This is a genomic window from Cupriavidus yeoncheonensis, assembly GCF_905397275.1.
GTDB classification, from domain to species: Bacteria; Pseudomonadota; Gammaproteobacteria; order Burkholderiales; family Burkholderiaceae; genus Cupriavidus; species Cupriavidus yeoncheonensis.
On the sequence record NZ_CAJPUY010000018.1, the window covers coordinates 125,688 to 152,441 of the forward strand.

General features: G+C 67.0%; 22 protein-coding genes. 8 read left to right on the plus strand and 14 right to left on the minus strand.

Annotation, left to right across the window (positions count from 1 at the left end; all coding sequences use genetic code 11):
* The first annotated feature begins 45 nt into the window (after positions 1 to 45).
* Together KHO22_RS23130 and KHO22_RS23135 are read left to right on the plus strand one after the other, a co-directional pair.
* Positions 46 to 3,462 (plus strand): adenylate/guanylate cyclase domain-containing protein, encoded by a 3,417-nt coding sequence (locus tag KHO22_RS23130; RefSeq protein ID WP_211949512.1) that lies wholly within the window; start codon positions 46 to 48, stop codon positions 3,460 to 3,462.
* Between the two features lie 25 nt (positions 3,463 to 3,487).
* Positions 3,488 to 4,102, plus strand: coding sequence for an HD domain-containing protein (locus KHO22_RS23135; protein WP_211949513.1), 615 nt, complete (start codon positions 3,488 to 3,490; stop codon positions 4,100 to 4,102).
* A 22-nt stretch (positions 4,103 to 4,124) separates the two neighbouring features.
* On the opposite strand, the gene KHO22_RS23140 is transcribed toward KHO22_RS23135, so the two are convergent.
* Complete coding sequence (locus tag KHO22_RS23140) at positions 4,125 to 5,171, minus strand: patatin-like phospholipase family protein (protein ID WP_211949514.1); 1,047 nt, start codon at positions 5,169 to 5,171, stop codon at positions 4,125 to 4,127.
* 315 nt (positions 5,172 to 5,486) lie between these two features.
* On the opposite strand from KHO22_RS23140, the gene KHO22_RS23145 reads away from it, so the two are divergent.
* The gene (locus tag KHO22_RS23145; RefSeq protein WP_211949515.1) at positions 5,487 to 6,914 is read left to right on the plus strand and encodes an NAD-dependent succinate-semialdehyde dehydrogenase; all 1,428 of its coding nucleotides are present in this window, start codon (positions 5,487 to 5,489) and stop codon (positions 6,912 to 6,914) included.
* A gap of 23 nt (positions 6,915 to 6,937) precedes the next feature.
* On the opposite strand, the gene KHO22_RS23150 is transcribed toward KHO22_RS23145, so the two are convergent.
* From KHO22_RS23150 to KHO22_RS23180, 7 genes are all read right to left on the minus strand, one after another.
* Entirely contained in the window at positions 6,938 to 8,161 is a 1,224-nt protein-coding gene (locus KHO22_RS23150) for a DUF2252 family protein (RefSeq protein ID WP_211949516.1), read from the minus strand.
* Between the two features lie 16 nt (positions 8,162 to 8,177).
* Positions 8,178 to 8,549 (minus strand): cytochrome C oxidase subunit IV family protein, encoded by a 372-nt coding sequence (locus KHO22_RS23155; RefSeq protein WP_211949517.1) that lies wholly within the window; start codon positions 8,547 to 8,549, stop codon positions 8,178 to 8,180.
* Between the two features lie 8 nt (positions 8,550 to 8,557).
* Positions 8,558 to 9,253: a heme-copper oxidase subunit III family protein gene (locus KHO22_RS23160; protein WP_211949518.1), complete on the minus strand. Its 696-nt coding sequence runs from the start codon at positions 9,251 to 9,253 to the stop codon at positions 8,558 to 8,560.
* 17 nt (positions 9,254 to 9,270) lie between these two features.
* Positions 9,271 to 9,918: a cytochrome c oxidase subunit 3 family protein gene (locus tag KHO22_RS23165; protein ID WP_211949519.1), complete on the minus strand. Its 648-nt coding sequence runs from the start codon at positions 9,916 to 9,918 to the stop codon at positions 9,271 to 9,273.
* Positions 9,915 to 11,672: a cytochrome c oxidase subunit I gene (gene ctaD / locus KHO22_RS23170; protein ID WP_211949520.1), complete on the minus strand. Its 1,758-nt coding sequence runs from the start codon at positions 11,670 to 11,672 to the stop codon at positions 9,915 to 9,917. Before ctaD ends, KHO22_RS23165 begins: the two co-directional genes overlap by 4 nt.
* A 10-nt stretch (positions 11,673 to 11,682) precedes the next feature.
* The gene (locus KHO22_RS23175) at positions 11,683 to 13,008 is read right to left on the minus strand and encodes a cytochrome c oxidase subunit II (protein WP_211949521.1); all 1,326 of its coding nucleotides are present in this window, start codon (positions 13,006 to 13,008) and stop codon (positions 11,683 to 11,685) included.
* Positions 13,009 to 13,312: 304 nt separating this feature from the next.
* A complete protein-coding gene (locus KHO22_RS23180; protein WP_211949522.1) occupies positions 13,313 to 13,816 on the minus strand; it encodes a hypothetical protein in 504 nt (167 codons plus the stop codon).
* A gap of 285 nt (positions 13,817 to 14,101) precedes the next feature.
* Between KHO22_RS23180 and KHO22_RS23185 the strand changes: the two genes are divergently transcribed.
* Positions 14,102 to 14,284 (plus strand): hypothetical protein, encoded by a 183-nt coding sequence (locus KHO22_RS23185; RefSeq protein WP_011299755.1) that lies wholly within the window; start codon positions 14,102 to 14,104, stop codon positions 14,282 to 14,284.
* Positions 14,285 to 14,520: 236 nt separating this feature from the next.
* Here the strand turns inward: KHO22_RS23185 and KHO22_RS23190 are convergent, their stop codons facing one another.
* Together KHO22_RS23190 and KHO22_RS23195 are read right to left on the minus strand one after the other, a co-directional pair.
* Complete coding sequence (locus KHO22_RS23190) at positions 14,521 to 14,718, minus strand: rubredoxin (RefSeq protein ID WP_230426975.1); 198 nt, start codon at positions 14,716 to 14,718, stop codon at positions 14,521 to 14,523.
* A gap of 127 nt (positions 14,719 to 14,845) precedes the next feature.
* Positions 14,846 to 18,757 carry a DUF748 domain-containing protein gene (locus tag KHO22_RS23195; RefSeq protein WP_211949524.1) on the minus strand — a complete coding sequence of 1,304 codons (3,912 nt, stop codon included), beginning with the start codon at positions 18,755 to 18,757 and terminating at the stop codon, positions 14,846 to 14,848.
* Positions 18,758 to 19,068: 311 nt separating this feature from the next.
* On the opposite strand from KHO22_RS23195, the gene KHO22_RS23200 reads away from it, so the two are divergent.
* Positions 19,069 to 20,379, plus strand: coding sequence for an MFS transporter (locus KHO22_RS23200; RefSeq protein WP_211949525.1), 1,311 nt, complete (start codon positions 19,069 to 19,071; stop codon positions 20,377 to 20,379).
* Between the two features lie 70 nt (positions 20,380 to 20,449).
* Here KHO22_RS23200 and KHO22_RS23205 read toward each other — a convergent pair whose 3' ends face one another.
* Positions 20,450 to 21,538: an extracellular catalytic domain type 1 short-chain-length polyhydroxyalkanoate depolymerase gene (locus KHO22_RS23205; protein ID WP_211949526.1), complete on the minus strand. Its 1,089-nt coding sequence runs from the start codon at positions 21,536 to 21,538 to the stop codon at positions 20,450 to 20,452.
* Positions 21,539 to 21,798: 260 nt separating this feature from the next.
* Between KHO22_RS23205 and KHO22_RS23210 the strand changes: the two genes are divergently transcribed.
* The gene (locus KHO22_RS23210; RefSeq protein ID WP_211949527.1) at positions 21,799 to 22,569 is read left to right on the plus strand and encodes a Crp/Fnr family transcriptional regulator; all 771 of its coding nucleotides are present in this window, start codon (positions 21,799 to 21,801) and stop codon (positions 22,567 to 22,569) included.
* 64 nt (positions 22,570 to 22,633) lie between these two features.
* On the opposite strand, the gene KHO22_RS23215 is transcribed toward KHO22_RS23210, so the two are convergent.
* Both KHO22_RS23215 and KHO22_RS23220 read right to left on the minus strand, forming a co-directional pair.
* On the minus strand, positions 22,634 to 22,969 hold the full coding sequence (locus KHO22_RS23215) for a hypothetical protein (protein ID WP_211949547.1): 336 nt from the start codon (positions 22,967 to 22,969) through the stop codon (positions 22,634 to 22,636).
* Positions 22,970 to 23,095: 126 nt separating this feature from the next.
* Positions 23,096 to 23,383 carry a transposase gene (locus KHO22_RS23220; protein ID WP_211949528.1) on the minus strand — a complete coding sequence of 96 codons (288 nt, stop codon included), beginning with the start codon at positions 23,381 to 23,383 and terminating at the stop codon, positions 23,096 to 23,098.
* Positions 23,384 to 24,278: 895 nt separating this feature from the next.
* Here KHO22_RS23220 and KHO22_RS23225 point away from each other — a divergent pair.
* Both KHO22_RS23225 and KHO22_RS23230 read left to right on the plus strand, forming a co-directional pair.
* Positions 24,279 to 25,235: a LysR family transcriptional regulator gene (locus KHO22_RS23225; RefSeq protein WP_211949529.1), complete on the plus strand. Its 957-nt coding sequence runs from the start codon at positions 24,279 to 24,281 to the stop codon at positions 25,233 to 25,235.
* A 373-nt stretch (positions 25,236 to 25,608) separates the two neighbouring features.
* Positions 25,609 to 26,268, plus strand: coding sequence for a response regulator (locus KHO22_RS23230; protein ID WP_211949530.1), 660 nt, complete (start codon positions 25,609 to 25,611; stop codon positions 26,266 to 26,268).
* Positions 26,269 to 26,288: 20 nt separating this feature from the next.
* On the opposite strand, the gene KHO22_RS23235 is transcribed toward KHO22_RS23230, so the two are convergent.
* A complete protein-coding gene (locus KHO22_RS23235; protein ID WP_211949531.1) occupies positions 26,289 to 26,750 on the minus strand; it encodes a MarR family winged helix-turn-helix transcriptional regulator in 462 nt (153 codons plus the stop codon).
* Between the last annotated feature and the right edge of the window lie 4 nt (positions 26,751 to 26,754).

The following is a 26,754-nucleotide window of genomic DNA, read 5'->3' on the forward strand; positions in this document are numbered from 1 at the left end:
TGATCGAAGCCGGAATCAGCCAGGCCACGGCCGGCAGGAGGCGATATGCGCTGCACAAATTGCGGGTTCGAGAACCTCGCAAAGGCCAACTTCTGCGAGGAGTGCGGCACCGCGCTGGCACGGGCTTGCCCGCACTGCGGCGAGCCGGCCGGCCCGATGGCAAAGTTCTGCCGCGGGTGCGGGGCCTCGCTGACAGGTTTTCCCGCTGCGCAGCCCCCCGCGCCGGTATCCGCCACCCCTCCCGTCCAGTACACGCCGCCCCACCTGGCCGAGCGCATCCTTGCCGAACGCGCGGCCATGGAGGCGCGCGGCGAAGCCGCGGGCGAACGCAAGACCATCACCGCGCTGTTCGCCGACATGGCCGGCTCGACCGCGCTGACGCAGGACCTGGACCCCGAGGAAGCGCGGCGCCTGATCGATCCGGTCGCCGCGCTGATGATGGAGGCCGTGCACCACTACGAAGGCTACGTCGCCAAGTTCCTGGGCGACGGCATCCTGGCCCTGTTCGGCGCGCCCATCGCACATGAGGACCACGCGCTGCGCGCGCTGTACGCCGCACTGCGCATGCAGGACGCCATGCGCCGCCACAGCGACCGGGTCCGCCTGGAGCTGGGCATCCCGCTGCAGATCCGCGTCGGCATCCACACCGGCGAGGTCGTGGTGCGGTCGATCCGCAAGGACGATCTGCACACTGACTACGACCCTGTGGGGCACACCATCCACATCGCCTCGCGCATGGAAGGCGTGGCGACGCCGGCGTCGATCCTGATCAGCGAGTCGACCCACAAGCTCACCGAAGGCTATTTCGAGTTCAAGCCCCTCGGCACCACGCATGTCAAGGGCGTGCGCGAGCCATTGGCCGTCTACGAAGTGCTCGGCCTCGGGGCGCTGCGCACGCGCCTGCAGGTCGCGGCGCACCGCGGGCTGGCCCGCTTCGTCGGCCGCCACGCCGAACTGGAGCAGCTGCACGCGGCGCTGGAGCTGGCCAGGGCCGGCAACGGGCAGATCGTCGGCGTGGTCGGCGAAGCCGGCGTGGGCAAGTCCCGCCTGTTCCACGAGTTCAAGGCCAGGTCGCGGCAGGGCTGCCTGGTGCTGGAGACCTTCTCGGTTTCGCACGGCAAGGCCTTTGCCTACCTGCCGCTGATCGAGCTGCTGAAGAACTACTTCCAGGTCACCGCGCAGGACAGCGACCGGGGCTGCCGCGAAAAGGTCACCGGCAGGCTGCTGACGCTGGATCGCTCGCTGGAGCCGCACCTGCCCTACCTGCTCTACCTGCTCGGCAGCAGCGAGCCGGGCTCGGCGCTGCCGACCATGGACGCCGCGATCCGGCGCCAGCGGACCTTCGAGGCCATCGCCCGGCTGCTGGTCCGCGAAAGCCAGAACCAGCCGCTCGCGCTGATCTTCGAGGACCTGCAGTGGCTGGACAGCGAGACCGAGGGCTTTCTCGACATCCTCGTCGACCATGTGCCCGCGGCCGGCATCCTGCTGCAGGTCAATTACCGGCCCGAGTATGTGCATGACTGGCATGCCCGTGGCGCCTACACGCAGCTCCAGCTCGAGCCGCTGGGCCCGGCGGAGGCCCAGGGCCTGCTTACCGCGCTGCTGGGCGACGATCGCAGCCTGGTCCCGTTGAAGCGGCTGATCCTCGACAAGACCGAAGGCAACCCGTTCTTCATGGAGGAGGTGGTCCAGACGCTGACCGAGGAAGGCGTGCTGGTGGGGCCACCAGGCGATTTCCGCATCGAACGGGCACCGGCCCTGCTGCACATTCCGACCACCGTGCAAGGCGTGCTGGCCGCGCGTATCGACCGCCTGCCCGTGGCGCAGAAGGAACTGCTGCAGACGCTGGCGGTGATCGGCAAGGAATTCTCGCTGAGCCTCATCCGCCACGTCACCGAGCAGGACGACGACGCGCTGCGCCCGCTGCTCGCTGCGCTGCAGGCCGCCGATTTCATCTACGAGCAGCCGGCCTTCCCCGACGTGGAGTACGCATTCAAGCACGGACTGACCCAGGAAGTCGCGGGCCACAGCCTGCTGACCGAGCGGCGCAGCGGGCTGCACGAACGTACCGCGCGTGCGATCGAGTCCCTGTTCCCGGGCCGGCTCAAGGACTACTGCGGCGAGCTCGCCCACCACTACAGCCTGAGCGGCAATGTGCCCAAGGCGATCGAATACCTGCATTGCGCCGGCCAGCAGGCCCTGGAGCGCTCCGCCCTGCCGGAGGCAATCGGCCACCTGGGCAAGGCCATTGCGCTGCTCAAGCGGCTGCCCGACACGCCCGAGCGCGTGCGGCAGGAGCTTTCCCTGTTGCTGACGCTGGGCCCCGCGCTGATCGCCACGCGCGGCCAGGCCGCCACCGAGGTGGAAGCCAACTACCGGCGCGCGCTCGCGCTGTGCGAACAGGGCGAGCCCACGCAGCAGGTCTTTTCCGCGCAACTCGGGCTGTGGGCGTTCTACCAGCTGCGCGCGCAGTACAACGTGTCGCTGCCGCTCGGCAAGCGGCTGCTCGGCATGGCCATGCGCTCGCACAAGCCGGACCAGCTCGCCGAGGGGCATCGCGTGCAGGGGTCCACCACGTTCCGCCTGGGCCAGATCAGCGTTGCCCGCGACCACATGGAGCAGGTGCTGGCCTTGCAGCGGCCGGACCAGTCCTCCTACGAATTCCTGCTTGGCTACGGGCGCGACCCGGCCGTGCATGCCATGGCCACGCTGGGCTGGATCCTGTGGTACCAGGGCTTGCCGGACCTGGCGCGTGCGCGCTCGCTCGAAGCGCTGGCGCTGGCCAGGCAGCGTCCCGACGCATTCAATCTCGCCCTGTGCCTGATCTTCGCGGCGGAAGTGCACCTGTGCCGGCGCGAAGTGCAGCAGGTGCGCGAGTTTGCCGAGGCAGCCATCGCCATTTCCGGCGAACAGGGCTTTCCGATCTACCTGGCATGGGGCGTGGTGCTGCAGGGCTGGACGGTGGCCGAGTGCGGCGACCATCAGGCGGGCATCGCGCAGATGCGGCAAGGCCTCGACGCCTACGCCGCGACCGGCGCGTCCCTGGCGAGGCCAAGCCTGCTGGGGCTGCTGGCCGACGCGCACGGCATGGCCGGCGAGTACCGCGCCGGCCTGGCGCTGCTCGACGAAGCCATGCCGCTTGCCGAGCACACCGGCGAACGGCTGGACGTGTCCACGCTGCTCCGCTTGAAGGGAGAACTGATCCTTGCCGAGTCCGATGATGGCCGGCTGGCCCGGGATGAGGCCGAAGCCTGCTTCCGCAAGGCCGTCGCCATTGCACGCGAACAGGGCGCCAGGTCGCTGGAGTTGCGCGCGGCGCTGAGCCTCGCGCGGCTGTGCTGTCGTAAAGGCAAGCCCGAAGCCGCGCGCCAGGTACTGGCCGGCATCTATGGCGCCTTCCGCGAAGGCTTCGACACGGCCGACCTGCAACAGGCCCGGGCCTTGCTCGACGAGCTCGGCTGAACCGGCGCCGCCGCGAAGGAAGCCCATGAACCGGATCCAGGCCCGCTTCGAGTCCCTGTGGTCGCGCTGCGGCGGCCAGCACGCGCAGGACACTTATGCAGAGCTGTCCGGGCACTACTCGGGGCCGGGCCGCTACTACCACACGCTGTACCACGTGCGCCGCTGCCTGCGCGACCTGGACTGGGCCCACGCGGGGATTCCCGATGCCGACGCCGTGGAACTCGCGCTCTGGTGCCACGATGTCATCTACGTGCCGGGCGCGCGCGACAACGAAGCGCGCAGCGCGGACTGGTTCCTGCGGCGGGCCGACGGACGGATTGCGGGCGCGGACGAGATCGCCGCCATGATCCTGGACACCACGCACACCGGCGTTCCCGACGGGCTGGCCGCCTGCTATGCGGTCGACATCGACCTGGCGACGCTTGGCAGCCCCGCGGCCCGGTTCCGCCGCAACGGGACGCTGCTGCGCGCCGAGCGCCCGGACCTGGATGACCTTGCCTACGATGCGGCCGAACGCAAGTACCTGAGCCGCCTGCTGGCCCGCCCGCGCCTCTACCTGACCGACCTGTTCCACGACCGCTATGAGGCGCGCGCCAGGCGCAACCTCGCGCTGCGGCTGGCTCAGCCGGCGCCTGGCTGACGGCTATCAAAGCGCGGCGCGCTCAGAGGAATTCGCCGCTGATGTCCACGCTGGATCGCTGCCCGACATGGTCATAGTTGCGCTCCAGCCAGGTGCCGGCATGGTCGCGGCCCTTGTCGCGCAGGAAGCACAGGAACTTCCAGTCCGCGTTGTACTTGCTCGATACGCCGAGCGCGGCCATGGTCTCGTCGTTGCGGACCGAATGGATGCGCATCTCCTTCATCTCGGCCCGGTCGATCTTGCCCTGCTGGATCAGCGAGGTTACGAAGGCAATGGCACGCATCTCGCGCATCAGCGATGAATTGAAGCTGACTTCGTTGACGCGGTTGAGGATATCGGCGGCCGTCCGTGGCACGCCCGGGCGCACGATCGGGTTGATGTGGACAATCACGACATCGTGCGTCTTGCACTGGTAGATCAGCGGGAAGATGGCCGGATTGCCCACGTAGCCGCCGTCCCAGTAGTGCTGGCCGTCAACGGCCACGGCCTGGAACAGCGTGGGCAGGCAGGCAGAGGCCAGCACGGCCTCGATCGACATGTCCTCCCCCGAAAAGATGCGTATTTTCCCGGTTTCCACGTTGGTGGCGCACAGGAACAGGTGGCAGGGGCACTCCCGGCGCAATGCTTCGAAATCCACCTGGCTGGCCAGTACGTCGCGCAGCGGGTTCATGTTGTGCGGATTGAACTGGTACGGCGACATGAGGCGCAGCACCATGTCGGCCACGGCATACAGCGGCGAGTTGTCCAGGCCAAAGCTGTGCCCGCCCTTCATCCACGGCACCCAGCGGAACGGGCTGTAGCGTTCGGCCGAGCGCGCAATGGCGAGCCAGAAATCATGCAGCGCCTGGCGCGCCCCGTCGGGCCCGCCCTTGAGCATCCCGTAGGCCAGCACCGCGGCGTTCATGGCGCCGGCGCTGGTGGCGCTGACGCCTTCGATGTCCAGCCTGCCATCCTCGAGCAGGCGGTCGATGACGCCCCACGTAAAGGCCCCGTGCATGCCGCCGCCCTGCAGGGCCAGCGCGATGGGTTTCCGTTCGCCGCTGGCACGATTGCCCGAATTTCCATCCATGGCGTGGCTCCTGGTATGCGGCCGGGGGCACTGGGGAAGGAGCGCGGCGATTCCGTGCCCCGGCCCCGGCCCGGCGTTCCGGCAGTGCGCCGGGGACGCGAACCCGTGCGACCTTTTTCGTAAAGTGTAGTGAAGATGCGGCCCCATCGCGCCGCTTTGCGCATACGCGAGCTTCATACTGGGAGCTTATCCCCGCCCCTATTGGCGCCGCCCCTGTCGCCAGCACGATCCGCGCCGAGGCGTTAAGCTAGCGGACTTGGCAGCGCGCACCACCGCGCCGCCGGAACGTCCGACACGACCATCAGGAGAACACGCATGTACCAGGATCTTGCCCTCTATATCGACGGGGAATTCATCAAGGGCGGCGACCGGCGCGAGCAGGATGTGCTCAACCCCGCCACCCAGGAAGTCCTGGGCAAGCTGCCGCACGCCAGCCGCGCCGACCTGGACCGCGCCCTCGCCGCGGCCCAGCGTGCCTTCGAAAGCTGGAAGAAGACTTCGCCGCTGGAGCGCTCGAAGATCCTGCGCCGCGTGGGCGAACTGGCGCGCGAGCGCGCCAGGGACATCGGCCGCAATATCACGCTGGACCAGGGCAAGCCGCTGGCCGAGGCGGTCGGCGAAGTCCTGGTCTGCGCCGAGCATGCCGACTGGCACGCCGAGGAATGCCGCCGCATCTACGGCCGCGTGATCCCGCCGCGCCAGCCCAATGTGCGCCAGATCGTGGTGCGCGAGCCGATCGGCGTGTGCGCGGCCTTTACGCCGTGGAACTTCCCGTTCAACCAGGCCATCCGCAAGATCGTGGCGGCGGTGGGTGCGGGCTGCACGCTGATCCTGAAGGGACCGGAAGATTCGCCCAGCGCCGTGGTCGCGCTGGCGCAGCTGTTCCACGACGCCGGCCTGCCCCCGGGCGTGCTGAACATCGTGTGGGGCGTGCCGGGCGAGGTCTCGACCTACCTGATCGAATCGCCGATCGTGCGCAAGATCTCGTTCACGGGCTCGGTGCCGGTGGGCAAGCAGCTGGCCGCGCTGGCCGGTGCGCACATGAAGCGCGTGACCATGGAACTGGGCGGACATTCGCCGGTGCTGGTGTTCGACGACGCCGATATCGAGCCCGCCGCCGAAATGCTGGCGCGCTTCAAGCTGCGCAACGCAGGCCAGGTGTGCGTGTCCCCGACCCGCTTCTACGTGCAGGAAAAGGCCTATGACAAGTTCCTGGCCCGCTTTACCGAGGTGATCGGCTCGATCAAGGTCGGCAACGGGCTAGAAGAAGGCACGCAGATGGGCCCGCTGGCGCATGAGCGCCGCGTGTTCTCGATGGAGCAGTTCCTCGACGATGCCAGCCAGCGTGGCGGCAAGGTCGTGGCCGGCGGTTCGCGCATCGGCGACAAGGGCTACTACTTCGCCCCGACCGTGGTGACCGACCTGCCCGACGACGCCAAGCTGATGGTCGACGAGCCGTTCGGCCCGGTGGCGCCGGTCACGCGCTTCAAGGACACGGCCGAGGTGCTGCGCCGCGCCAACAGCCTGCCGTTCGGCCTGGCCTCCTATGTCTTCACCAACTCGCTGAAGACCGCGACCGAGGTGTCCAACGGCCTGGAGGCCGGCATGGTCAACATCAACCATTTCGGCATGGCCCTGTCCGAAACGCCGTTCGGTGGCATCAAGGACTCCGGCATCGGCAGCGAAGGCGGCATGGAAACCTTCGATGGCTACCTGGTGACGAAGTTCATCACGCAGGTCTGAGGCCCTGTCCGCCCTGCCCTGAACTAGCGGGCGCCGTCGGCGGGTTCGCCGACGGCGCTGCCCCTGGCCTTGCGGTAGTCCTCCGCATAGGCCTTCCACTGGGCCAGCGACACCGCATGGCCATGCCGCGCCAGCCGCAGCACACCCTTGCGCCAGCGCGTGCCGGCCGCAAACTCCTGCAATTGCTCGATACGATCGGCGGCATGGTGCCCGCAACCGCGCAGGTGCGCCCAGGCCGCGGCATGGGCCATGGTCGCGAGCACTTCGCGCAGCGACGCGACGCTCTCGCAGTGCGCCAGGTTGACCCGGTCCGCGGTGGGCTGCAGGCTTTTTACCAGGTATGACGCCTTGCCTTTGTCCACAGCCGATAGCAGCGCGGGCGATGCCGCCTGCATGATCGTCTGTGTGGCGGCCACGCGTCTGGCATCGCTGCCCCAGCGCGGCTGCGCGCGGTTGGGCAGGTCCTGCCAGGCGGAAGGCGCCGCCCGCTTGATGTCGATCAGGCGCGGCATGCCGCCGGCACGTTCGTCGCGCGCCAGCACCACATAGCGTTCCAGTCCAAGGCTGCCGATACCGGCCACGCGCCGCGCAACGTCTTCGGCGCGGAAACGGTGGCCGTGCGGCTGGCCCGAATAGGCGTCCAGGATCTGCACCGCCCGCTTGCGGGCGTCGGGGTCGGCGGGCAAGGCGTGCCGGCCGTCGCAGGCCAGCCGCTGCCGCCCCTTGCGCATCTCGGTGCGCTCCGCGACCAGTTCGCCGCGCCGGCGCCGCTTGACCCGCCGCAGCAGCGTGGCCACCATGCCGGTGGCGGTGGCGCGCTCAAGCCAGCGCGGCTTGCCGCCCTCCAGGACCGCCGCATACCCGGCCAGCATCGCCTCGCAGGCGCGATCCGCGTCCTCGTCGGACAGGCCGATCTGGCCCGCCGCCACCAGCACGCTGGACAGCACGCGGACCACGTCCACGGTCAGCGGTGCGACCAGCGCGTCGTCGAAGTCGTTCAGGTCGAAGTAGACCAGGCCGTTATCGCCCTTGAAGCTGCCGAAGTTCTCCAGGTGCAGGTCGCCGCAGACGTAGGTGGACGGCGCACCCAGCAGCGCGTCCGCATGACCGAGCGATGCTGCGTACAGGTGATTGGTGCCGCGAAAGAAGGCGAACGGGTCGGCGGCGATGGCGGCGAGCTTGCGCGTGAAGCGCTCGGGGTCGCGGCCCTGGTTGAAACGCAGGATGGCTTCGGTGGCAGGATGCATGCGTGCGAGGGGTGGTTCAATGGAAGAAGATGCCGCGCGTCAGGAATGTGTAGTGTGCCTCTTCCGCCATCAGCCAGACAAGTATCAGCAGGCACAGCGGCGGCACCAGGATCGCGCAGATCAGCGCCATGCGCTCCCAGGCCATATGCATGAAGACGGCGACGATCAGGCCCGCCTTCATCACCATCAGCAGCAGGATCAGTGTCCAGCGCAGGTAGCCGGTGAAGCCGACGTAGTCCACCATGTACGACAACGTGGAGAGCACGAACAGCAGCAGCCAGATCTTCAGGTAGAGGCCGATCGGATGTTGCTGGCCGGTGTGCGCGGCGTCGTCCGGGCCGTGCGCGGCGCCGGGCGAGGCGGGAGTCGGGGTCGGAGTCGAAGCCATGGCAAGCCTCACCAGAGGTAGAACAATGCAAAGATGAAGACCCAGACCAGGTCCACGAAGTGCCAGTAGAGGCCCGCGATCTCCACGATCTGGTAGTTGCCGGAGACTTCGTACCGTCCCCGCAGAACCTTGGTCGCCACGATCAGCAGGTAGATCACGCCGCAGGTCACATGCAGGCCGTGGAAGCCGGTAATCATGAAAAAGGTCGAGCCGAACTGCGGCGCCCCCATCGGGTTGCCCCAGGGACGCACGCCCTCATCGACAATCAGCTTGGTCCATTCGAAGGCCTGCATGCTGACAAAGGCCGCGCCGAACAACGCGGTCACCAGCATCAGCAACGCGCATTGGCGCCGCTGGCGCCGGTAGGCAAAGTTGACCGCCATCGCCATGGTGCCGCTGCTGGTGATGAGCACGAACGTCATGATCGCGATCAGGAGCAGCGGCACGTCGTGCCCGCCGACATGCAGGCCGAAGACTTCGCTGGGATTGGGCCACGGCACCGTGGTCGCCATGCGCACCGTCATGTAGCCCGTCAGGAAGCAGCTGAACACGAAGGTATCGGACAGCAGGAAGATCCACATCATCGCCTTGCCCCACGACACCTTGAAGGCGCGCTGGTCGGACGACCAGTCCGCCACCAGGCCGCGCACACCTGTGGCAATGGCACCCGGCGCGGCGGGCTGCGATGAGACGTTCGAAGACATGGGGTCTCTCCTCTGCGCTACGCGGTGCCGCAGACGTAGCGTACGATCTCGGGCGTGAGCCAGCCCAGCGCGGCCAGCAGGACCACCCACACCGCGAGCAGGAAATGCCAGTACCGGGCGCACAGCACCATGCGCAGCACGGCGCCTTCGCCGCTGCCCCGGAATCGCGACGCGAAGGCCCAGCCCGCGAGGCCGCCGAGCATGTGCAGCCCGTGCATGGCGGTAAGCAGGTAGAAGAAGCTGCCCGCCGGGTTGCTCGCCGGACCGACATGGACGGCATGCAGCGCCTGCCAGGCCCATAGCTGCGACGCGACAAAAGCCGCCGCACCCAGTCCGCCCAGACGCAGCGCCCGCCGCGCCCCGGCCATGCGGCCCGCACGCGCCAGGCGCACCGCCGTCTGCATGGCCACGCTGCCCGCCGTCAGCAGCGCGGTGGACAGCCATACCTGCCAGGGCAACGCGATGCGCTGCCAGTCGGGGCTGTCCATGCGCATGGCATACGCCGTCAGGAACAGCGCGAACAGCACCGTGACCACGCCCATGAAGATCCACAGCCCGATGCTCGCGGGCGCGCCGCCGGCGTGCTCGTCGCGGGTCTGGCCACCGCCCGACGGATTGCCGCCGAACTCGTCGCGGCTGACTTTGTAGACGGCCTGGGCGTTCATGCCACGGCTCCGCGGCTGGGGTGCGCCTCGGGCTCGGCGCCACCGGCCTCGGGCGGCGCGTTCTGGGCGATGAAGTCTTCTTTCGCTCCAGGCACGCTGTAGGCATAGGCCCAGCGGTAGGCCACCGGCAGGTGCGGCCCCCAGTTGCCGTGGGCGGGCGGCGTCTGCGGCGTCTGCCATTCGAGCGACGCCGCACGCCACGGGTTGCCATCAGCCTTGCGCCCGCGCCACACGCTCCAGGCCAGGTTGAAGACGAACAGCAACTGGGCCGCCGCCACGATAAAGGCCGCGATCGAGATGTACGTGTTCATCACGTGCGCGGATTCCGGAATGAACGCGTAGTTCTCGTACGCATAGTAGCGCCGCGGCATGCCCAGCACACCCAGGTAGTGCATCGGGAAAAAGATGGCGTAGGTGCCGATGAAGGTGACCCAGAAATGCACGCGACCCAGGGTGTCGTCCAGCATGCGGCCCGTCACCTTGGGATACCAGTGGTAGATGCCGCCGAACACCACCAGGATCGGCGATACGCCCATCACCATGTGGAAATGCGCGACCACGAAATACGTGTTCGACAGCGGGATATCCACGCTCACATTGCCAAGGAACAGCCCCGTGAGCCCGCCGATGACGAAGGTGCTGATGAACGCGATGGCGAACAGCATCGGCACCGTGAAATGGATATCGGCGCGCCACAGCGTGAGCACCCAGTTGTAGACCTTGATGGCCGTGGGAATGGCGATGATCAGCGTGGTGGTGGCGAAGAAGAAGCCGAAGTACGGGTTCATGCCGCTCACGAACATGTGGTGGGCCCACACCACGACCGACAGCACGCCAATGGCCAGGATGGCCCATACCATGGTGCGATACCCGAAGATGCTCTTGCGCGCATGCACGCTGACCAGGTCAGAGACGATGCCGAAGGCCGGCAGGGCGACGATATACACCTCCGGGTGGCCGAAGAACCAGAACAGGTGCTGGAACAGCAGCGGGCTGCCGCCCTTGTAGTTGAGCTGCTGGCCCATCGACACCATCGCCGGCATGAAGAAGCTGGTGCCGAGCGTGCGGTCGAGCAGCATCATCACGGCCGAGACGAACAGCGCCGGAAACGCCAGCAGCGCCAGGATGGTCGCCATGAAGATGCCCCACACCGACAGCGGCATGCGCAGCAGCGTCATGCCCTCGGTCCGCGCCTGCAGCACCGTGGTGACGTAGTTCAGCCCGCCCATGGTGGCCGCTACGATAAAGATGGCCAGCGACACCAGCATCAGGATGATGCCCCACTCGTAGCCTGGCGTGCCGGGCAGGATGGCCTGCGGCGGATACAGCGTCCAGCCGGCGCCGGTCGGGCCGCCCGGCACGAAAAAGCTGGCCAGCAGCACGATCACCGACAGCAGGTAGACCCAGTAGCTGAGCATGTTGAGGAACGGGAACACCATGTCGCGCGCGCCCACCATCAACGGGATCAGGTAATTGCCGAAACCGCCGAGGAACAGCGCGGTCAGCAGGTAGATCACCATGATCATGCCGTGCATGGTGACGAACTGGTAGTAGCGGTTGGCGTCGATGAAGTCGAATTTGCCCGGGAACCCGAGCTGCATGCGCATCAGGTTGGACAGCGCCACGCCCACCAGCCCCACCACGATCGCCGTGATGGTGTACTGCACGGCGATCACTTTGTGGTCCTGGCTCCAGACGTAGCGGGTCCAGAAGCTGTACGGTCCGTGGTGGTCGGCATCATCGGCGTAAGCCATGCGTCTCTCCTCACTTCGTCGCCGCCCTGGGTGACGCGGACGGCGGCACTACGGCGGCATTGGATGTCGTGTAGGTGCCGGAAGCCGCCGACGCCGCCTGGGAACTGGTCTCGGCCGCAGCGGTGGCTCCTGCCGGCGCCCCTGCCGACGCCGACTCCGGCGGCGCAGCGCCCGCGCCCTCGCCGCTGCCCTGTGCGCGGATATACGCCGTCAGGGCACCGATTTCATCGTCGGTCAGCGGTATCTTGGGCATGACCGGGCCGAACCCCTTCACCAGGCGGGCCTGCGGATCGGTAATCTCCTCTTTCAGGAAGGCGTCGTCGACCGGCGCGCTGCTGCCGTCGGCAAAGGTCTCGGTCCTGCCGAACAGGCCCTTCCACGTCGGTCCTACGCCCGGGTTGCCGTCAATACTGTGGCACCCTGCGCACCCCTTGCTCTGTGCCAGCGCGCGGCCCGTTTCGATCAGCGCGGCGTTTGCCCCACCGGCTGCCCCGGCGGGCGCGGGCGGCGGTGGTGCCGCCGCCTTGGCAAGCGTCATCGCAAAGGTTGGCTGCTTTGCCAGCCACGCGTCGAAGGCGGCCTGGTCTTCCACCACCACCATGCCGCGCATGTTGTAGTGGCCCACGCCGCAGAGCTGCGCGCACAGGATCTCGAAGCGCCCGGCCTGCGTCGGCGTGAACCAGAACGACGTCACCATGCCCGGGACCATGTTCATGCGCGCGCGGAACGGTGGTACGTAGAAGTCATGCAGCACATCGCGCGAGCGCAGCAGCACCTTGACCGGCCGGTTCAGCGGCAGGTGGACTTCCGGTCCGCTGATGACGACGTTGTCCTGGCCGCGCGGATCGTCCGGATTGAGCCCAAGCGGATTGGTGCCGCTGATGAAGCGCGGGTCGGAGGTGCCAAGCTGGCCGCTCTTGCCGGGAAAGCGGAAGGCCCATTGCCACTGCTGGCCGATGACTTCCATCACCATGGCGTCGCGCGGCGGGCGCACGTAGTCGGCGTACACGAACAGCCCCGGCGCCAGCAGCGCCATGACCCCGAAGGCGGTGCCGACGGTGAGCCAGATTTCCAGCTTCCGGTTCTCGGGATGGTAGCCGGCACGGTGGCCATTCTGCCCGTTCTGCCGCGGCGCACCATGACGGAAGCGCCAGGCGATATAGCCGATGAACAGGTTGATGACGATGAAGAAGACGCCCGTGATGACCAGGGTAATGGTGAGCGTGTCGTCCATCTGCTTCCAGTTGGACGCCAGCGGGGTCGCCCACCACGGGCTCAGGAAATGAAAGAGCACCGAAGCGACGACGATGACTACGAGTGCGATGGCCATCGCCATATCCAACCTCCTCCTCGCGCGTGGCGAGGGATGCGGAAGTCACGCAGGGTTGAGATAAGACTAGTGCATGCCGTCAGGTCACTGCAAGGCGACACGGGCGCCCTCGCCTGCCGCATCGCACAAGCGGCCGCACGCGCTCGCGCATGCGCCGCAGGCATGGAAAAAACGGCGGATGGGTCGCCCATCCGCCGTTGTCGTCGCGCGCCGCCCGTGTAGTGGCCAAAGCGCGTGGCTAAATCAGCGATCCTGCAGTGCGGCGCGCATCAGGCGGCGCCGGCCGCTTGCGAGCGAGCGCATGCAGCGCTCAATGCGATACATCCTTGCTTTCGAGCTTCCAGTAGCTCACCGCCGCCACCATGCCGAAGATCATGTGGCCGACCAGCGTGTGCCAGCCACGCGCATCGGCAAACCACGTGAAGATGCGCGTCATGACATGGAAGTCGAACAGGTAGACGGCCACGCCGAACACTGCGCCCGCGACCAGGGTCATGCGGATGCTCGAATCCAGCTGGAACGGCGCGATGATCACGGCCAGCACCATCCCCAGCAAGGCGCCCAGCACGAAGTGGATGACCAGTGCGGCCGCCACGGTGCCCACGCTGAACAGCGAGGTCTGCAATACGTCCCGGCCCATCAGGATGGCGGCGATCATGCGCGTGGTGCCCCACGGATTCACGCCCGACACCATCGTGGACCAGAACAGCTCCAGCACCAGCAGCAACGCGCCGGCCGCCAGCCCCGAAACCGCGGCTGCGGTCCAGTCCGGCGAGCGCCGCACGTAATGGTGCGAATGCATGTGAAGTTCCATAGCCACCTCCGCCTCTCTGTATCGCGGGACAGGCCCGCGTATTTGCACAGGATAGGACACGCGGGGTCGCACAGTTAGACCCGGTGGGGCGAAAAAGATGCCAGAGTCCGCGCGCCACCACACACGGCACGCCGGCACGTGGCATGGACGGTACGCGGCCCGCCGTGGCGCGGCGCAACAGGAATGCCGTCGGGCATGCGGGTCAATCCCGATGCAAGCGGCCGTTTATTCGCCACACACTGCCTATACTGGAGCCGTAAGACAGAGAGACAGGAGACCGCCATGATGTGGCATTTTCAGGCGCACGATCTTGTATTCCTGATCCCGATGGCACTGGTTGGCGTGATCGCCATGGGCTCGATCCCGGTGACCGCCAGATACCTGCGTATCAGTTGCCGCACCATGGGCGCACTCATCGGCGCGCTGGTGGCTGTGCTGGTACTGGAGGCGTTGCCGCTGCTGATCTGAGCCACGAGGCTCAGGCACTTGTCGAGAGAGAGGAGCGCCGCAGATGTCGATCGGCCTGATTGCCGCCGTGATGGCGGTATTGCTCTGCTTGACCGTTTCGGTCGGAGTGTGGCGATGCAGCCACCCGTATCGCATGCGCTATCGGCGCTGCGCGCGGCAACGCGCCGGTCTGTGCAGGCACGCAGCCAGGCACTAGGCGCCGCCGCTGGCCGCGTTGCCGACGCGTGCCGGCAACGTCACAGTTCGATCATGGCGAATTCGGCCTTGCCCACGTCACATTCCGGGCAGCGCCAGTCATCGGGAACATCTTCCCAGCGGGTGCCGGCGATTAGGCCGTCTTCCGGACAGCCCAGTTCTTCGTCGTACACCCAGCCGCAGATCACGCAAACCCAGGTCTTGTAGGCGACTGCCGCTTCAAGCTGATCCTGCTGCAAACCTTTCTCCCAGAGCGGCCGCGCGCTGGCGGCCCGATACATTTTCCGGGCCGAATCATACGCGGTTTTTGCGACCGGCGAACATGCGCCGGCGCCGGCGCCTGTCCGGCACCGGCCACGGAACCGCTCACTGGCGGATCGAGAAGTCCACCCGGTTCGGCGCGCCCTTGTCCTTGATGCCCTCGGCGTTCAGGTGCGGCGCGGTCAGGAACAGCCGGTCTTCCGGCACCTTGCCGTCACGCTCCAGCGCCTGCTTGACGACCAGCGCGCGCTGGTCCGCCAGCTGCCTCAGATCGGTATCCGACACCGTGGCATTCGCCATCAGCATCTTCTCCATTTCCTCGGGCGGCAGCGACTTGGCAAAGCCGACGAAATTGCGCGGCTTCTTCATGGAGGTGCGCTTGTAGACCTCTTCAAGGTACTTCGGATACTCCTGCTTCGACACCTTCAGGTCGGCGCCCTGCTCGCCCGCGTCGCTGTCGCCGGCTTCGTCGCCTTCCTGCGCGCTCTTGCGCTGGTCGCGCCGCTTCTGCTCGGCCACGCGGGCGTCGAGCCATGCGCGGCGGGCACCAGCCTCGTCGGTGGCCGGGTCGATGCGGCCGCTGATTTCCAGCTTCAGCGACGGCCGGTCATTGAGCGCCTTGGCAACCGTGGCCACCTTGTCCTTCGCGGCGGGCGTGAGCGTTGCCGTCCCGGGCGCGAATTCCACATAGCCAAGCTCCTCGCCGCTGCCGCCGCCGCTAAACGCCGACCCGATCAGCGCGAACGGCGACGTAATCGCCTTGGCCAGCAGGTTCACGATCACCCGCACGATCACGCCGCCGATGCTGAACTCCGGATCCGACAGCGAACCGGAGACCGGCAGGTTGACGTCGATCACCCCGTGGCGGTCCTTGAGCAGCGACACCGCCAGCAGCACGGGCAGCTTGGTCGCGTCCGGGCTGTCGACCTTGTCGCCGAAGGTGAGCTGGTCGAGGTACAGGTGGTTGCTCGCGTCGAGCTTGCCGTGGTCGATCTTGTAGGCCACGTCCACGGTCAGCTTGCCCTTGGTGATCGGGTAGCCGGCGTACTTGGCCGCATACGGCGTCAGGCGCGTGAGCTCCACGCCCGACGCCTTGGCGGCGATGTCCAGGAAGAGCTGCTCGCCGAGCGGATTGATCTTGCCGCTGATGCTGACCGGGGCATCGTCATCGAGCCGGCCATTGAGCACGATGTCGGCCGGCGTCGGGTCGCCCGACGACACCTTCGACACCGAGCCCTTCATGCCGGTCAGGTTGGCGCTGTAGTTCGGCCTGACGAAGAAGTCCGAAAAATTGATGTTGCCCTTGTCCACCGACACACCGCCGATCAGCACCTGCGGCTTCGGCCCCGCGGCAGCCGGCGCGGGCGGCGTTGCTGCCGGCGCGGATGCCGCGGGCGCCGAAGCCGGGTTCGCCTGCGTCAGGCTCGTGGCCGGCTGCGCCTCGCCCTTGGCCGCGCCGCCCGCCATCACGTCCTGCAGGTTCAGGCGGCCGTTGGCGTTCAGGATCACGCGCGCATAGAAGTCCGACAGCGCGATATTGTTCAGCGCCACGCGCATCGGGCCCTTGCTGTCGTCCATGCTGAAGTCGATGCCCGACACCGCCAGCGAGCGCCAGCGCAGGAAGTCGTCGCCGGTCACGCGGTCGACGGAACGCACATTGGCCACCTGCGCGTTGCCGGCAAACCGCGCGGCAAGCGGCTTGCCCGGCGGCGCGCTGACGGCCAGCCGGCCCTTGACGGTCAGCGTGCCGCTGCGCAGCGCGGCGTTGAGGCGTTCGCCCACGTAGGGCTGCACCGGTGCCAGGTCGATCTCGCGCAGGTCGAGCTGCAACTGGCTGGCCGGGGCGGCCGGCAGGACATTGCCTTCCATGCCGATCACGCCGCGCTTGCCCGATTCGGCATGCAGCTTGATGGGCACCGCCGCGGCCGTCAGCGGCCACGCGATGGCTCCCGTGGTCAGGCCGATATTGCGGTACTGGTGGATGACCGGCCGCCCGCGGTTGATCTCGGCCGGCGCGTAGTCGGCCAGGCGGGCCGCGCCGCCGTCGAGCCCGACCTTGCCGAGGCGCACCTTCCAGCCGCCGCCGGCGGGCGGTGCCGCACCGTTCGCCGCGGCCGACGGCGCGCCCGGTTGCTGGCGGCCGGCTTCGGTCTGGCGCGCCGATTCGCTCGCCCAGATACGCGCCATTTCCAGCAACTGCCCGCGATGGTCGCGCGTCGCCGCAATCTGCGGCTTGGTAATCGCCAGCTCGGCGGCCTCGAAGGTCTGTTTGGCCAGGTCCAGGCCGATGTCGTCGAGCACCGCCTTGTCGGCCTGGAGCAAGGGCAGGTTCGCGCCCTCGCTGTCGGTCTCGCGCGCACGACGGGCGCGGTTGGCGCGCTCGGCCCGGTCCGCGCGCGCCTGGCGTGCCGCCGGTTCACTGGAAGAGGCCGCGACCGCCGGCATGACCACCGCCTCGCGCGTAGCGACGTGCAGCGGTGCCAGTTCCAGCCGCGACTTCTCAAGCACGAACTGGAACACGGGCTGTGCCCACGACATCCTGTAATGGAGCTCCGCGTTGACCGCGGTGTTGCCGAACTGCGCGTGCAGTGCGTGCGGCCACCAGGACGCAAACCCCTGCGGCTGCAGACCCGTGGTCTCCAGCGTGCCGGCCAGCGTCCCCTGCCGCATCGACAATTCGCCCGTATGTGTGAGCGTCTGGCCGTTGGCCACCGTGATCTTCGCCTGCACCTTGGTCGCCTTGTCGGCGTCGGCACTGGCCAGGCCATTGACTTCCGCATCGATGGGGCCCAGCGCCAGCTTGCCCGGCCCGGACGGCGCCAACGCATCTTCGAAACCGAAGCGCGCCTGCTTGAGCATGACGCGGTCGACGGCGTAGCGCCACCCGGCGTCTTGCGGCTTTGCTGCGGCCGGCGCCGATGCCGGCGCCGCCGCCTGCGGCGCGGCCCTGGCGGCAGGCGCGGCTTGCGGCAGGAAGGCCGTGGCCAGGTTCAGCGAACCGTCCGCGCGCCGCGCCGCGGCGACGTTCAGCCCTTCGATATCGACGCTGCGCAGATGGGCGCGTTGCGCCAGCGGTTCCACGCGGTCGATGTCGAGCGCCAGCTTGCCGTTGCTGACCAGCGGCGCACCCGCGGCCGTGCGCACGTCCAGCTCGCGCAGCGCCGCGGTACCCGATACGAAGATGTCCTGCTTGTCCTTCTGCTGGCGGAAGCCCAGAGTCAGTCGCGTGTCGAGCAGGCCATGCCTGACCTCCGCATCCTTGAGCTTGGGTGCGAACGGCATGAAGCGGGCGACATCGAGCCCGTCGAGGTTGACGTTCAGGTGCGTTTCGCGCGAATCGGCGAACGGCAGGACGGTGCCATCGAGCGCCAGCGGCGTGCCGTTGATGTGCGCGCTGAGCGTGGGCCGCGTGACGATCTCCACATCGTGCGGCAGGTTCGACAGGAAGGGCAGCGTCAGCGTCAGGTTGTCGACGCGCACGGCCGAGCCGGCCACCTTGTCCTCATAGGCCAGCGAGCTGCCGGTCACGGCAATGTTGTTGACCGAGAAGCGGGCCGGCTTGGCATCGGGCGGCTTCGGCGGCTGGGCGGCCAGCTTGTCCTGGATATCGGCAAAGCTCATGCGGCCGTCGGGCTCACGCACCGCATGCACGGCCAGCCGGTCGATATGCAGGGAATCCACCACCGGCGCGAGGTGCCAGACCGAAGCCAGCGAGGTGTTTGCCTCCAGCTCGCCCAGCGTCACGGCGGGCGTCTTGCCGTCGCGTTCGTAGATGGTGAGGTTGTTCAGCGTCGCCGCAAGCTCGAACGGACGCACATGCGCCCCGCCCAAGGTCACCTTGCGGCCGAGCGCCTCGGTGGCGTTCTTCTCGATGAGCGACTTGATCAGCGGCGGACCGCCGAAGTAGCCGGCCAGCCCGAACACCGCCAGCGCAGCCACCACGCCGCCGGCCACGCGCAAAGCCAGCCTGCGCCGCGGCGTAGCCGTAGCGAACTGGATGGAATCCTTGATTTCCATGTCATTCCCGATGAACTCAACCCCGCTACCGGTGATGCACAGCACTTTGTGCCCCGGATTTCACTTTTTTTTGACATTATGGCAATGGTTGGAGGCAAAGCAAAGAATTCGTCCTCTGCCTCATCCCTTGTCTTGTCAACAGAACAAGGGCCGATCTGATATCTTTACGCCTTTGCGAAGCGTTTGGTCGCAAGCCTGCGGCTTACCCGCCACGTAGTGCCTGCCTCCCCCGCGCTGTACCCTCCGGCCACACTCTCCACGCAACCCGTGTTGTGCGCTTCGCATGAGATGCCTTTCATGCGAGTCCATTCATGTCTACCACCAGCAGTACCGACCCGATCGCGGGCGCGCAGGCAAGATCCGCGCGGCCACTGACCGGACAGGATTACAAGACCCTTTCCCTGGCCGCACTCGGCGGCGCCCTCGAGTTCTATGACTTCATCATCTTCGTGTTCTTCGCGACGGTGATCGGGCAGTTGTTCTTCCCGCCGTCGGTGCCCGACTGGCTGCGGCAGTTGCAGACCTTCGGCATCTTCGCCGCGGGCTACCTGGCCCGGCCGCTGGGCGGCATCATCATGGCGCACTTCGGCGACCTGCTGGGCCGCAAGAAGATGTTCACGCTGTCAATTCTGCTGATGTCGGTGCCCACGCTGCTGATGGGCCTGATGCCGACCTACCACACGATCGGCCTGCTGGCCCCGGTGCTGCTGCTGGTATTGCGCATCCTGCAGGGCGCGGCCGTGGGCGGCGAAGTGCCCGGCGCCTGGGTGTTCGTGTCGGAACATGTGCCCGCCCGCCACGTGGGCTATGCGTGCGGCACGCTGACGTGCGGGCTGACCGCGGGGATCCTGCTGGGCTCGCTGGTGGCCACCGGCATCAATGCGGTGTTCACGCCGGCCGAACTGGCCGACTGGGGCTGGCGCGTGCCGTTCCTGATCGGCGGCGTGTTCGGCATTGCCTCGATGTACCTGCGCCGCTGGCTGCATGAAACGCCGGTCTTCGCCGAACTGCAGAAGCGCAAGGCGCTGGCGGCGGAAATGCCCCTGAAGTCGGTGGTACGCGACCACCGCGGCGCAATCGTGGTGTCGATGCTGCTGACGTGGATGCTGTCCGCGGGCATCGTGGTGGTGATCCTGATGACCCCCACGTTCCTGCAGAAGCTCTACGGCTTCGACGCGCGCACGGCCCTGGTGGCCAACAGCGTGGCCACGCTGTGCCTGACCGCCGGCTGCGTGATATCGGGCGCGCTCGCCGACCGCATCGGCGCGCGCCGCACGCTGTTCTTTGGCGGCCTGCTGCTGGCTGCCAGCGCCTACGCCCTCTACACCACCATCCACACCCGGCCAGATCTGCTGGTGCCACTGTACGCGTTGGCGGGCTTTCTGGTCGGCACCATCGGCGCGGTGCCGTTCGTGCTGGTCAATGCCTTCCCGGCGCAGGTGCGCTTTTCGGGCCTCTCGTTCTCGTACAACCTGTCCTACGCGATCTTCGGCGGCCTGACGCCGATGGTCGTCACGCTCATGCTCAAGAACGATCCGCTCGCGCCCGCGCACTACGTGGTCGCGGTGTGCGCGCTGGGCATGGTGACGGCGCTGTTCGTCAAGGATCCCGTGCGCGGCTGATGCACGCCCTTGCCAGGTTGCGATGAAGGAGGGCCTGGCGCCCTCCTTTTTTCATGGAAAGACGCCTGCGCTAGCGCCGGTGCCCGCGGAAGAACTCCCACATCATGGCGCTGGCATCGGGGCCGATGGCGCTGTGATAGCTGTAGTCGCCGTCTCCGCCGCTCCATGCGTGGCCCAGCCCCTCCACCTCAACCAGCGTGACCAGATCGCGGCTCCAGCGCCCGAATCTGGCTTCATGGAAATGGCCGGCAGGCAGGCTCGCCTGCGCCTCCGCAATCCCGCCCGGGCGGTCTTCCAGGCCGTTGTAGGCCAGGAACTGCCGCGCAAGCAGGCGGCCGTTGACCGGATGGACAGCATCATCGTCGAGGCCGTGCACCACGATCGCTGGCAGTTCGGGGCCGCCCGGCGTGGCACCGGCGGCGTCGAGCAGCCATGCCGGATCCGCGGTCGACCCGTGCTGCATGGCCTTCAGACCCTCATGCGGGTTGTCCGCTGCGCCCACCACGACCCCGGAGTGCAGGCCCACTGCCGCAACGCGCTCCGGATAACGCAACGCCACCACCGCGGCCATCGCCGCGCCGGCAGACATCCCGGCAACGTAGACCTGATCCTCGCGCACGTCGTGGCGTCGCGACAGTGTCTCGATCAGCGCCGCCACGGCCTGCGCTTCGCGGCCACCCTCGCCGGCGGCAAGGTCGAACCATTGCCAGCAGCGCTGCAACTGGCGCCGCAGCGGCTGCTGGGGATACGCCACCATGAAGCCTTCATGCTCGGCCAGCGCGTTCATGCGGGTGCCGGCAGCGAGTTCGTCGGGGGTCTGCCGGCAGCCATGCAGCATCACCACCAGCGGCAATGGGCCGCGAAAGCGGTGCTTGGCGCTGGCCGGCACGTAGAGGTGATACGACAGCTGCGGCACCAGCTCGCCGGGCAGTGGCGCCAGGCGCAGGCGGTGGGATTCCCAGCTCCCTGGCAAATGCGGCTCGGCATGCCGCGGAGAAAGCGGAGCACCATGCGGTGTCCGGATACGGCGCCGGGGCGCCAGCGGGCTCAACGATTCAATCCGTTCAAGCCACGATTTCACTTGTGCTTCGGTCTGGGCCTGCGCCCGGCTGAGTCGCCGGAATTGCGCCTGCCAGTCCGTGGCAAGGCTCTTGGCCATGAGAACTCCTGGTCGCGTGAGATGCAATCTCCCCCGGTGTTCTACATATTGTTGCGATGCAGCATAACACACGGACTGCCAGGGCCGCCTCGAGCGTGGCTTTTTCGCATCGCCGGTGGCCGCGCAGTGACGTGCGACCGGCAGCTTTACGCCACTCGAAAAGATTCATGCAGAGCAACGAAAGAATACAGATCGCAGGGAGATAGCAGCTGTTGCAGTGCACTTATACTAGGTCCGTCGCCTACAGGCGCCCACGCCACATGCCTGACTCGCCCTCATGCTCGCTCTGCCTCTTTCGCCATGTCTGCCGTGACGCATCGACGGCCGATTTGTCGCCGGGTGCGCAGAAGTCCCTGCAGCCGACGCACGTCACAGTGGCCGCGGGCGACGCCTTCTACCGCCAGGGCCGCCCCGTTGCGGCGGTGTTTCCGCTACGGGAAGGGAGTGCCAAGCAGGTTTATGAATCCCCGCTGGGATGGCGCCAGGTAACGGGGTTCTCGCTGTCCGGAGATGTCCTGGGCCTGGAGCCGAACGAGGCCTCGGCCTACAGTGTCAGCGCCATCGCCTTGCAGGACACCATGTGCTGTGTCGTGTCGATCGAAGCGCTGCGCACGCACATGGCCGATCCGCCCTTCCGGGATTCCGTTCTGGCCGTCATGCGTCATCAGGCCGAACGTGAGCGCATCCTGCTGGTTGCGATCGGCTCGATGAGAGCCGCGCAGCGGCTGGCCATGCTGCTGCTGGACCTGGACACCGAACACCGGCGCCGCGGTGGCACCGACGGCTCGCTTACACTGGCCATGTCACGAACGGACATTGCCAGCCTGCTCGGCCTGACGCTTGAAACGGTGTCGCGCCTGTTGTCGCGTTTTGCCTCGGTGGGCCTGATCTCGGTCCGGCAGCGCCGCTTGCGGCTGATCGACCGCGACGGCCTGGCCGCGGTCTATGCGGACCTGGAACCGATGCCCCGACAGGCGCCGGCCGCCATGGCCGCGCATGCCGGGCCCGGCGACGAACCGCACCTGTTCTAGGGCACTGGGCGGGGCCAACGGGCTGGCACTCAACTGCTACCGGCTTGTGCAGCCCGCGCTGTGGTCACCGGGGCTGCTGCGCGCATTCCTGGCGGTATGCCTCTTCCAGGCGCTTGCGGTCCGCCTGTCGCTCCAGGGTCGGATATGTGCGCCCGTCAGCCGTGGTGACCGACGAGGTGCCGGTCGACCACTGCTGCCCCGCGGGCAGCGCGTTGATCTGATCCAGCAGCGACCGGCAGCGCTGGCGCTGCGATACCGACAAGGTGCCGTCGGTAGATTCCACGGTTGCCGTGGCGCTGTCGACCATGCGCGGTGGCGGCGGCGCAACCATCGGCGCCGGGAGCGACGTATCCGACGCGGCCCAGGCCTGTGCGGCAAGCAGCCCTGCACAGGCCAGCATGCATACCTTGCGACAAATCACCTGCTTCAATCTGAGACTCCGGGACGGCGCACTGCTCGCATAAGGCGAGGCGGGGCGCCTGCTGGATCCGCGCGGGATCCGCAATGGGATTGGCGGGGTTGGCGGTCAACGGTCCTTTCCGCTGCCGTTGCGGCCCGTACGGTTGCGCAGCAGTTCGAGCTTGAGCAGCGCATCCGCCAGCATGCTCTTGAGCCGGGTGTTCTCCTCCTGCAACTCGCGCAGTTTACGCCCTTCGCGCGCATCCCCCTGTCCAGGCTGCCCATAGCGCGCGCGCCAGCCATAAAAGGAAGCATCGCTGAAGCCATACCGCGCGCACAACTCGCGCACCGGCACGCCGCTGGCGGCCTCGGCCAGATAGGTGCGGATCTGCTCTTCCGAATACCGTCTGTTCACCGATTTTCTCCGCTACGCAACCGTCCCATGCGCGCCGCTAACCGTGCCCGACCCTGCCCGTACGTTAGCCCACCGCCGAGTCAAAAGGCAATTCAACGTCTTTGCTGGGCGAGTTAAGCAAATTGTGCGAGCCGGCTTTCGTGCGAGGGCAATATCTGCAAGCGGGTTCTCAAACCGGACGCGCCATCACGATGCAGAGATGATCGCGACGACCAGGAAGCGCATGGCTTGCGGCCGTCCGCGTTGGTTTTTCCAATTTGGAATCCAGATTGGCCGCATATCACGACGGTGGAGTTTTCGCATGAGTCCGCACGATAGTTGTCCCTGACGATGGACCCGTCCGGAAGCGCTGATGGAAGGCCGTCTTCCCTTGTGCCAGGCGCTTTGCAGCACGTTTCCGCCATGTTTTCATGTCCAGACAAGCGCTCCTGAACTGTGAGTGCTGCATATCGGAATGTCAGTTACTTCCTAGGAACTTGCCGGTTGATGTATTAAGATTCCTCGGCATCAACTAAATTTCGTACGCCCGCAGACAGCGCTCCAAGGAGCGCCCACAGACGGGCGGCCCGCCAGTTCTACACCGGCATTCACACGCCCGGTGACGCACCAGAACTGCCGGCAAGCACGGGCCTGAAGGATTGAGGAGTCACTACGCCATTTGTCGACGCGAGTCGCACATTTAGGAGTTGTGTCATGCTTCTTGGTAGCCTGATCCGCCGCAACCAGCGCTTGCCGGTTCCCGTTCCCGCAGCCACGGAAATTCCTTTGTCCGCCCGCGAACCCGATCGCTAGGTTTGCGGACGCGGCATGTCTCGGCCGCGCAATGCTGTCACATTGCCGTGCCAGAAAATAAAAGAAGAACGAAAACAGAATCCATGGATCGGGAGAAGTCAGAATGCGTCATGTCAGCACGAAGTTGTTGCACGTCTTTGTCTTGGTGATGGAGTACCGCGACCTCAGCGCGGTCGCAGCCTGCACGCAAGGCCGCGTTCCGACCGTCGCCTACAGCCTGGCACGGTTGCGCGAGATCACCGGCGACCCGCTCTTCGTCAAGCGCAACGGCACGCTGGAGCCGACGCCGCACGCGCTGCGCCTGGAACAGACCGCTCGGCAGATCCTGGCCAAATGGAGCCTGCTGGTACGGCCAAACGAACTGGCCCCGCAAAAAAGCCGCCACGGCCGGCGCCTGTCGATCGGGTTTTCCTCGTCCATTGGCGACCCCGTCATCACCGAGATCCTGACCACGCTGTGCGAGCGGTTTCCCCATGACAGCTTCGTGACAAGACCGGTGATTGCCGACGCCACGCTGGCCGAGAGCCTGGACAATGGCGAGCTCGATTGCGCCTTCGTCGTCGACGGCGGGCACAACCCGGAAAAGGTGCTGCCGCATAACATCCTGGCCACGCCGCGCCGGCTGGTCAGCGCGATGCGCGCCGGCAACTCGGACGATACGGAAAGCGACTGGATCCTGCTGCAGGAAGACTGCGAAGCCGGCAGTCCGCTGCGCAGCTTCCTGGCACGCCAGGCCAGCACCCCCGGACACCGTGAAACGGTCGTGCCCTCCTGGCACACGCAGATCACGCTGCTGCATTCGGCCGGCGGCATCTGCCCCGTGCTGGATTTCAACGTGCCGCTGGTCACGCGTGATCGCAAGACGCGCCTGCTGGCACCGCCGAGCAGCTTCCCGGAATGGGCCGCGCTGCATTTCTGGGCCCCCGAACGCGCACACGACAAGAGCGCCCTGCGCGACATCATGGACGTGGGCAATGCAGTCCTGCGCGATCCGCTCAAGGCCATCGACAACCGGCGCAAGGGCCGGCGGGAGTCGCCACGGCACGCCGCCGCGGCCTGAGCCGCGGCAGGCAGGACATTCCGACGTCCTCAGCGACTTCCATCTGTTCGCGGTAACGCGAACCCCGGTGGCGCGCGGCCAGTTTCGCGCAGCGTCTGCTGCCCGCCAGTACCCACCACACCAGCATCCCGGTGCCGTCCCGTCGACGGCACCGCCACGTTTGGCTGCAAGTATTTGCGAAGTTTCTTAGTCCGCCGTGGCGGCGGGACCAGTATTCTGGGCCCGCACTGCCTGTCGCGGCCCCTCCCGTTTGGCTCGAGACCCTGGCACGTGCGCAGATGTTGATGCGTCCTTCGCGCCGCGCGCCGTCATGGCGTGCGGCGATTTTTTGGGGCGCAGCACAGCCTGCCATTCCCACGACAAGGACCGCGCCATGACACTGAGAATCCTGCTGGCCGACGACCACCCGGTCGTCGGCGCCGCCGTCCGCGACCAATTGCAGACGCAGCCGGGCTGGGTGGTCTGCGGCATGGTCACCAGCGCCACCGAGCTGCTGAGCAGCGTCGAGGCCCTGCGCCCGGACATCGTGATCACCGACTATCACATGCCAGGCCCCCGGGATCCGGATGGCATCCGGCTGATCTCCACGCTGCGGCGGCACCATCCCTCGGTCAGCGTGATTGTGCTCACCATGATCACCAACCCCATGATCCTGCGTTCGATTCTCAAAGCGCGCGTCCATGGGCTGGTCCTGAAGGACGCGCCGCTGTCCGAACTGATCACGGTTGTCGCCCGCATCCAGCGGGGCTTCCATTACATCGGCAAATCGGCTCTCGATATCCTGGCGCAGACCAACCTGGACAGCCCGCTCGAACCCGGTCAGCAGGTTGCGCAACGCCTGTCGGTGCGCGAGACGGAAGTCATCCGGCTCTATCTGAGCGGACGCTCGGTCAGCGAGATCGCCGCCATCCTGTGCCGGAGCGTCAAGACCATCAGCCGCCAGAAGAATTGTGCGATGCAGAAGCTGGGAGCCAGCAATGATCGCGAGCTGTTCGAATGCGCGGCGCGCCAGGGCATCCTGCTGCCGACTTAGTCAAGCGCCGCGCGACGCCTTCACTCGGCGTTCGCCAACTCCGCCGCGCGGGCCACGGCACCGGCAATGCCTGCCTCCAGCTGAGCCAGGCCTCTCGATAGTTCGACCATGGTCGACTCGGGGACGTTTTCGAGCACATCCTGGAGAAAGGCCGAGCGCAGGGGCATCTTGCCTTCCACCATGGTCTTGCCCGCGGCGGACAACGTGACGTGCGTGACGCGGTTGTCGCGCTCCGAGGTATTGCGCAGGACCCAGCCCAGCTCCTCCATCGCCTTGAGCTGCCGCGTCAGTGCGCCCGGGTCCATGTTCACGCGCTCAGCCAGAGCTTTCTGCGCGATGGCGTCCTCCTGCGTATGCAGCGCAAACAGGATACGCCAGCGCGGCAACGGCAGCCCGATGCGCTGCTCGAAAGCCGACGCATAGGCGCGGTAGGTCCGCCCGAACTGCTGTAGTACCGCAAGGCTTTGTCGCTCCAGTTCCATCCAT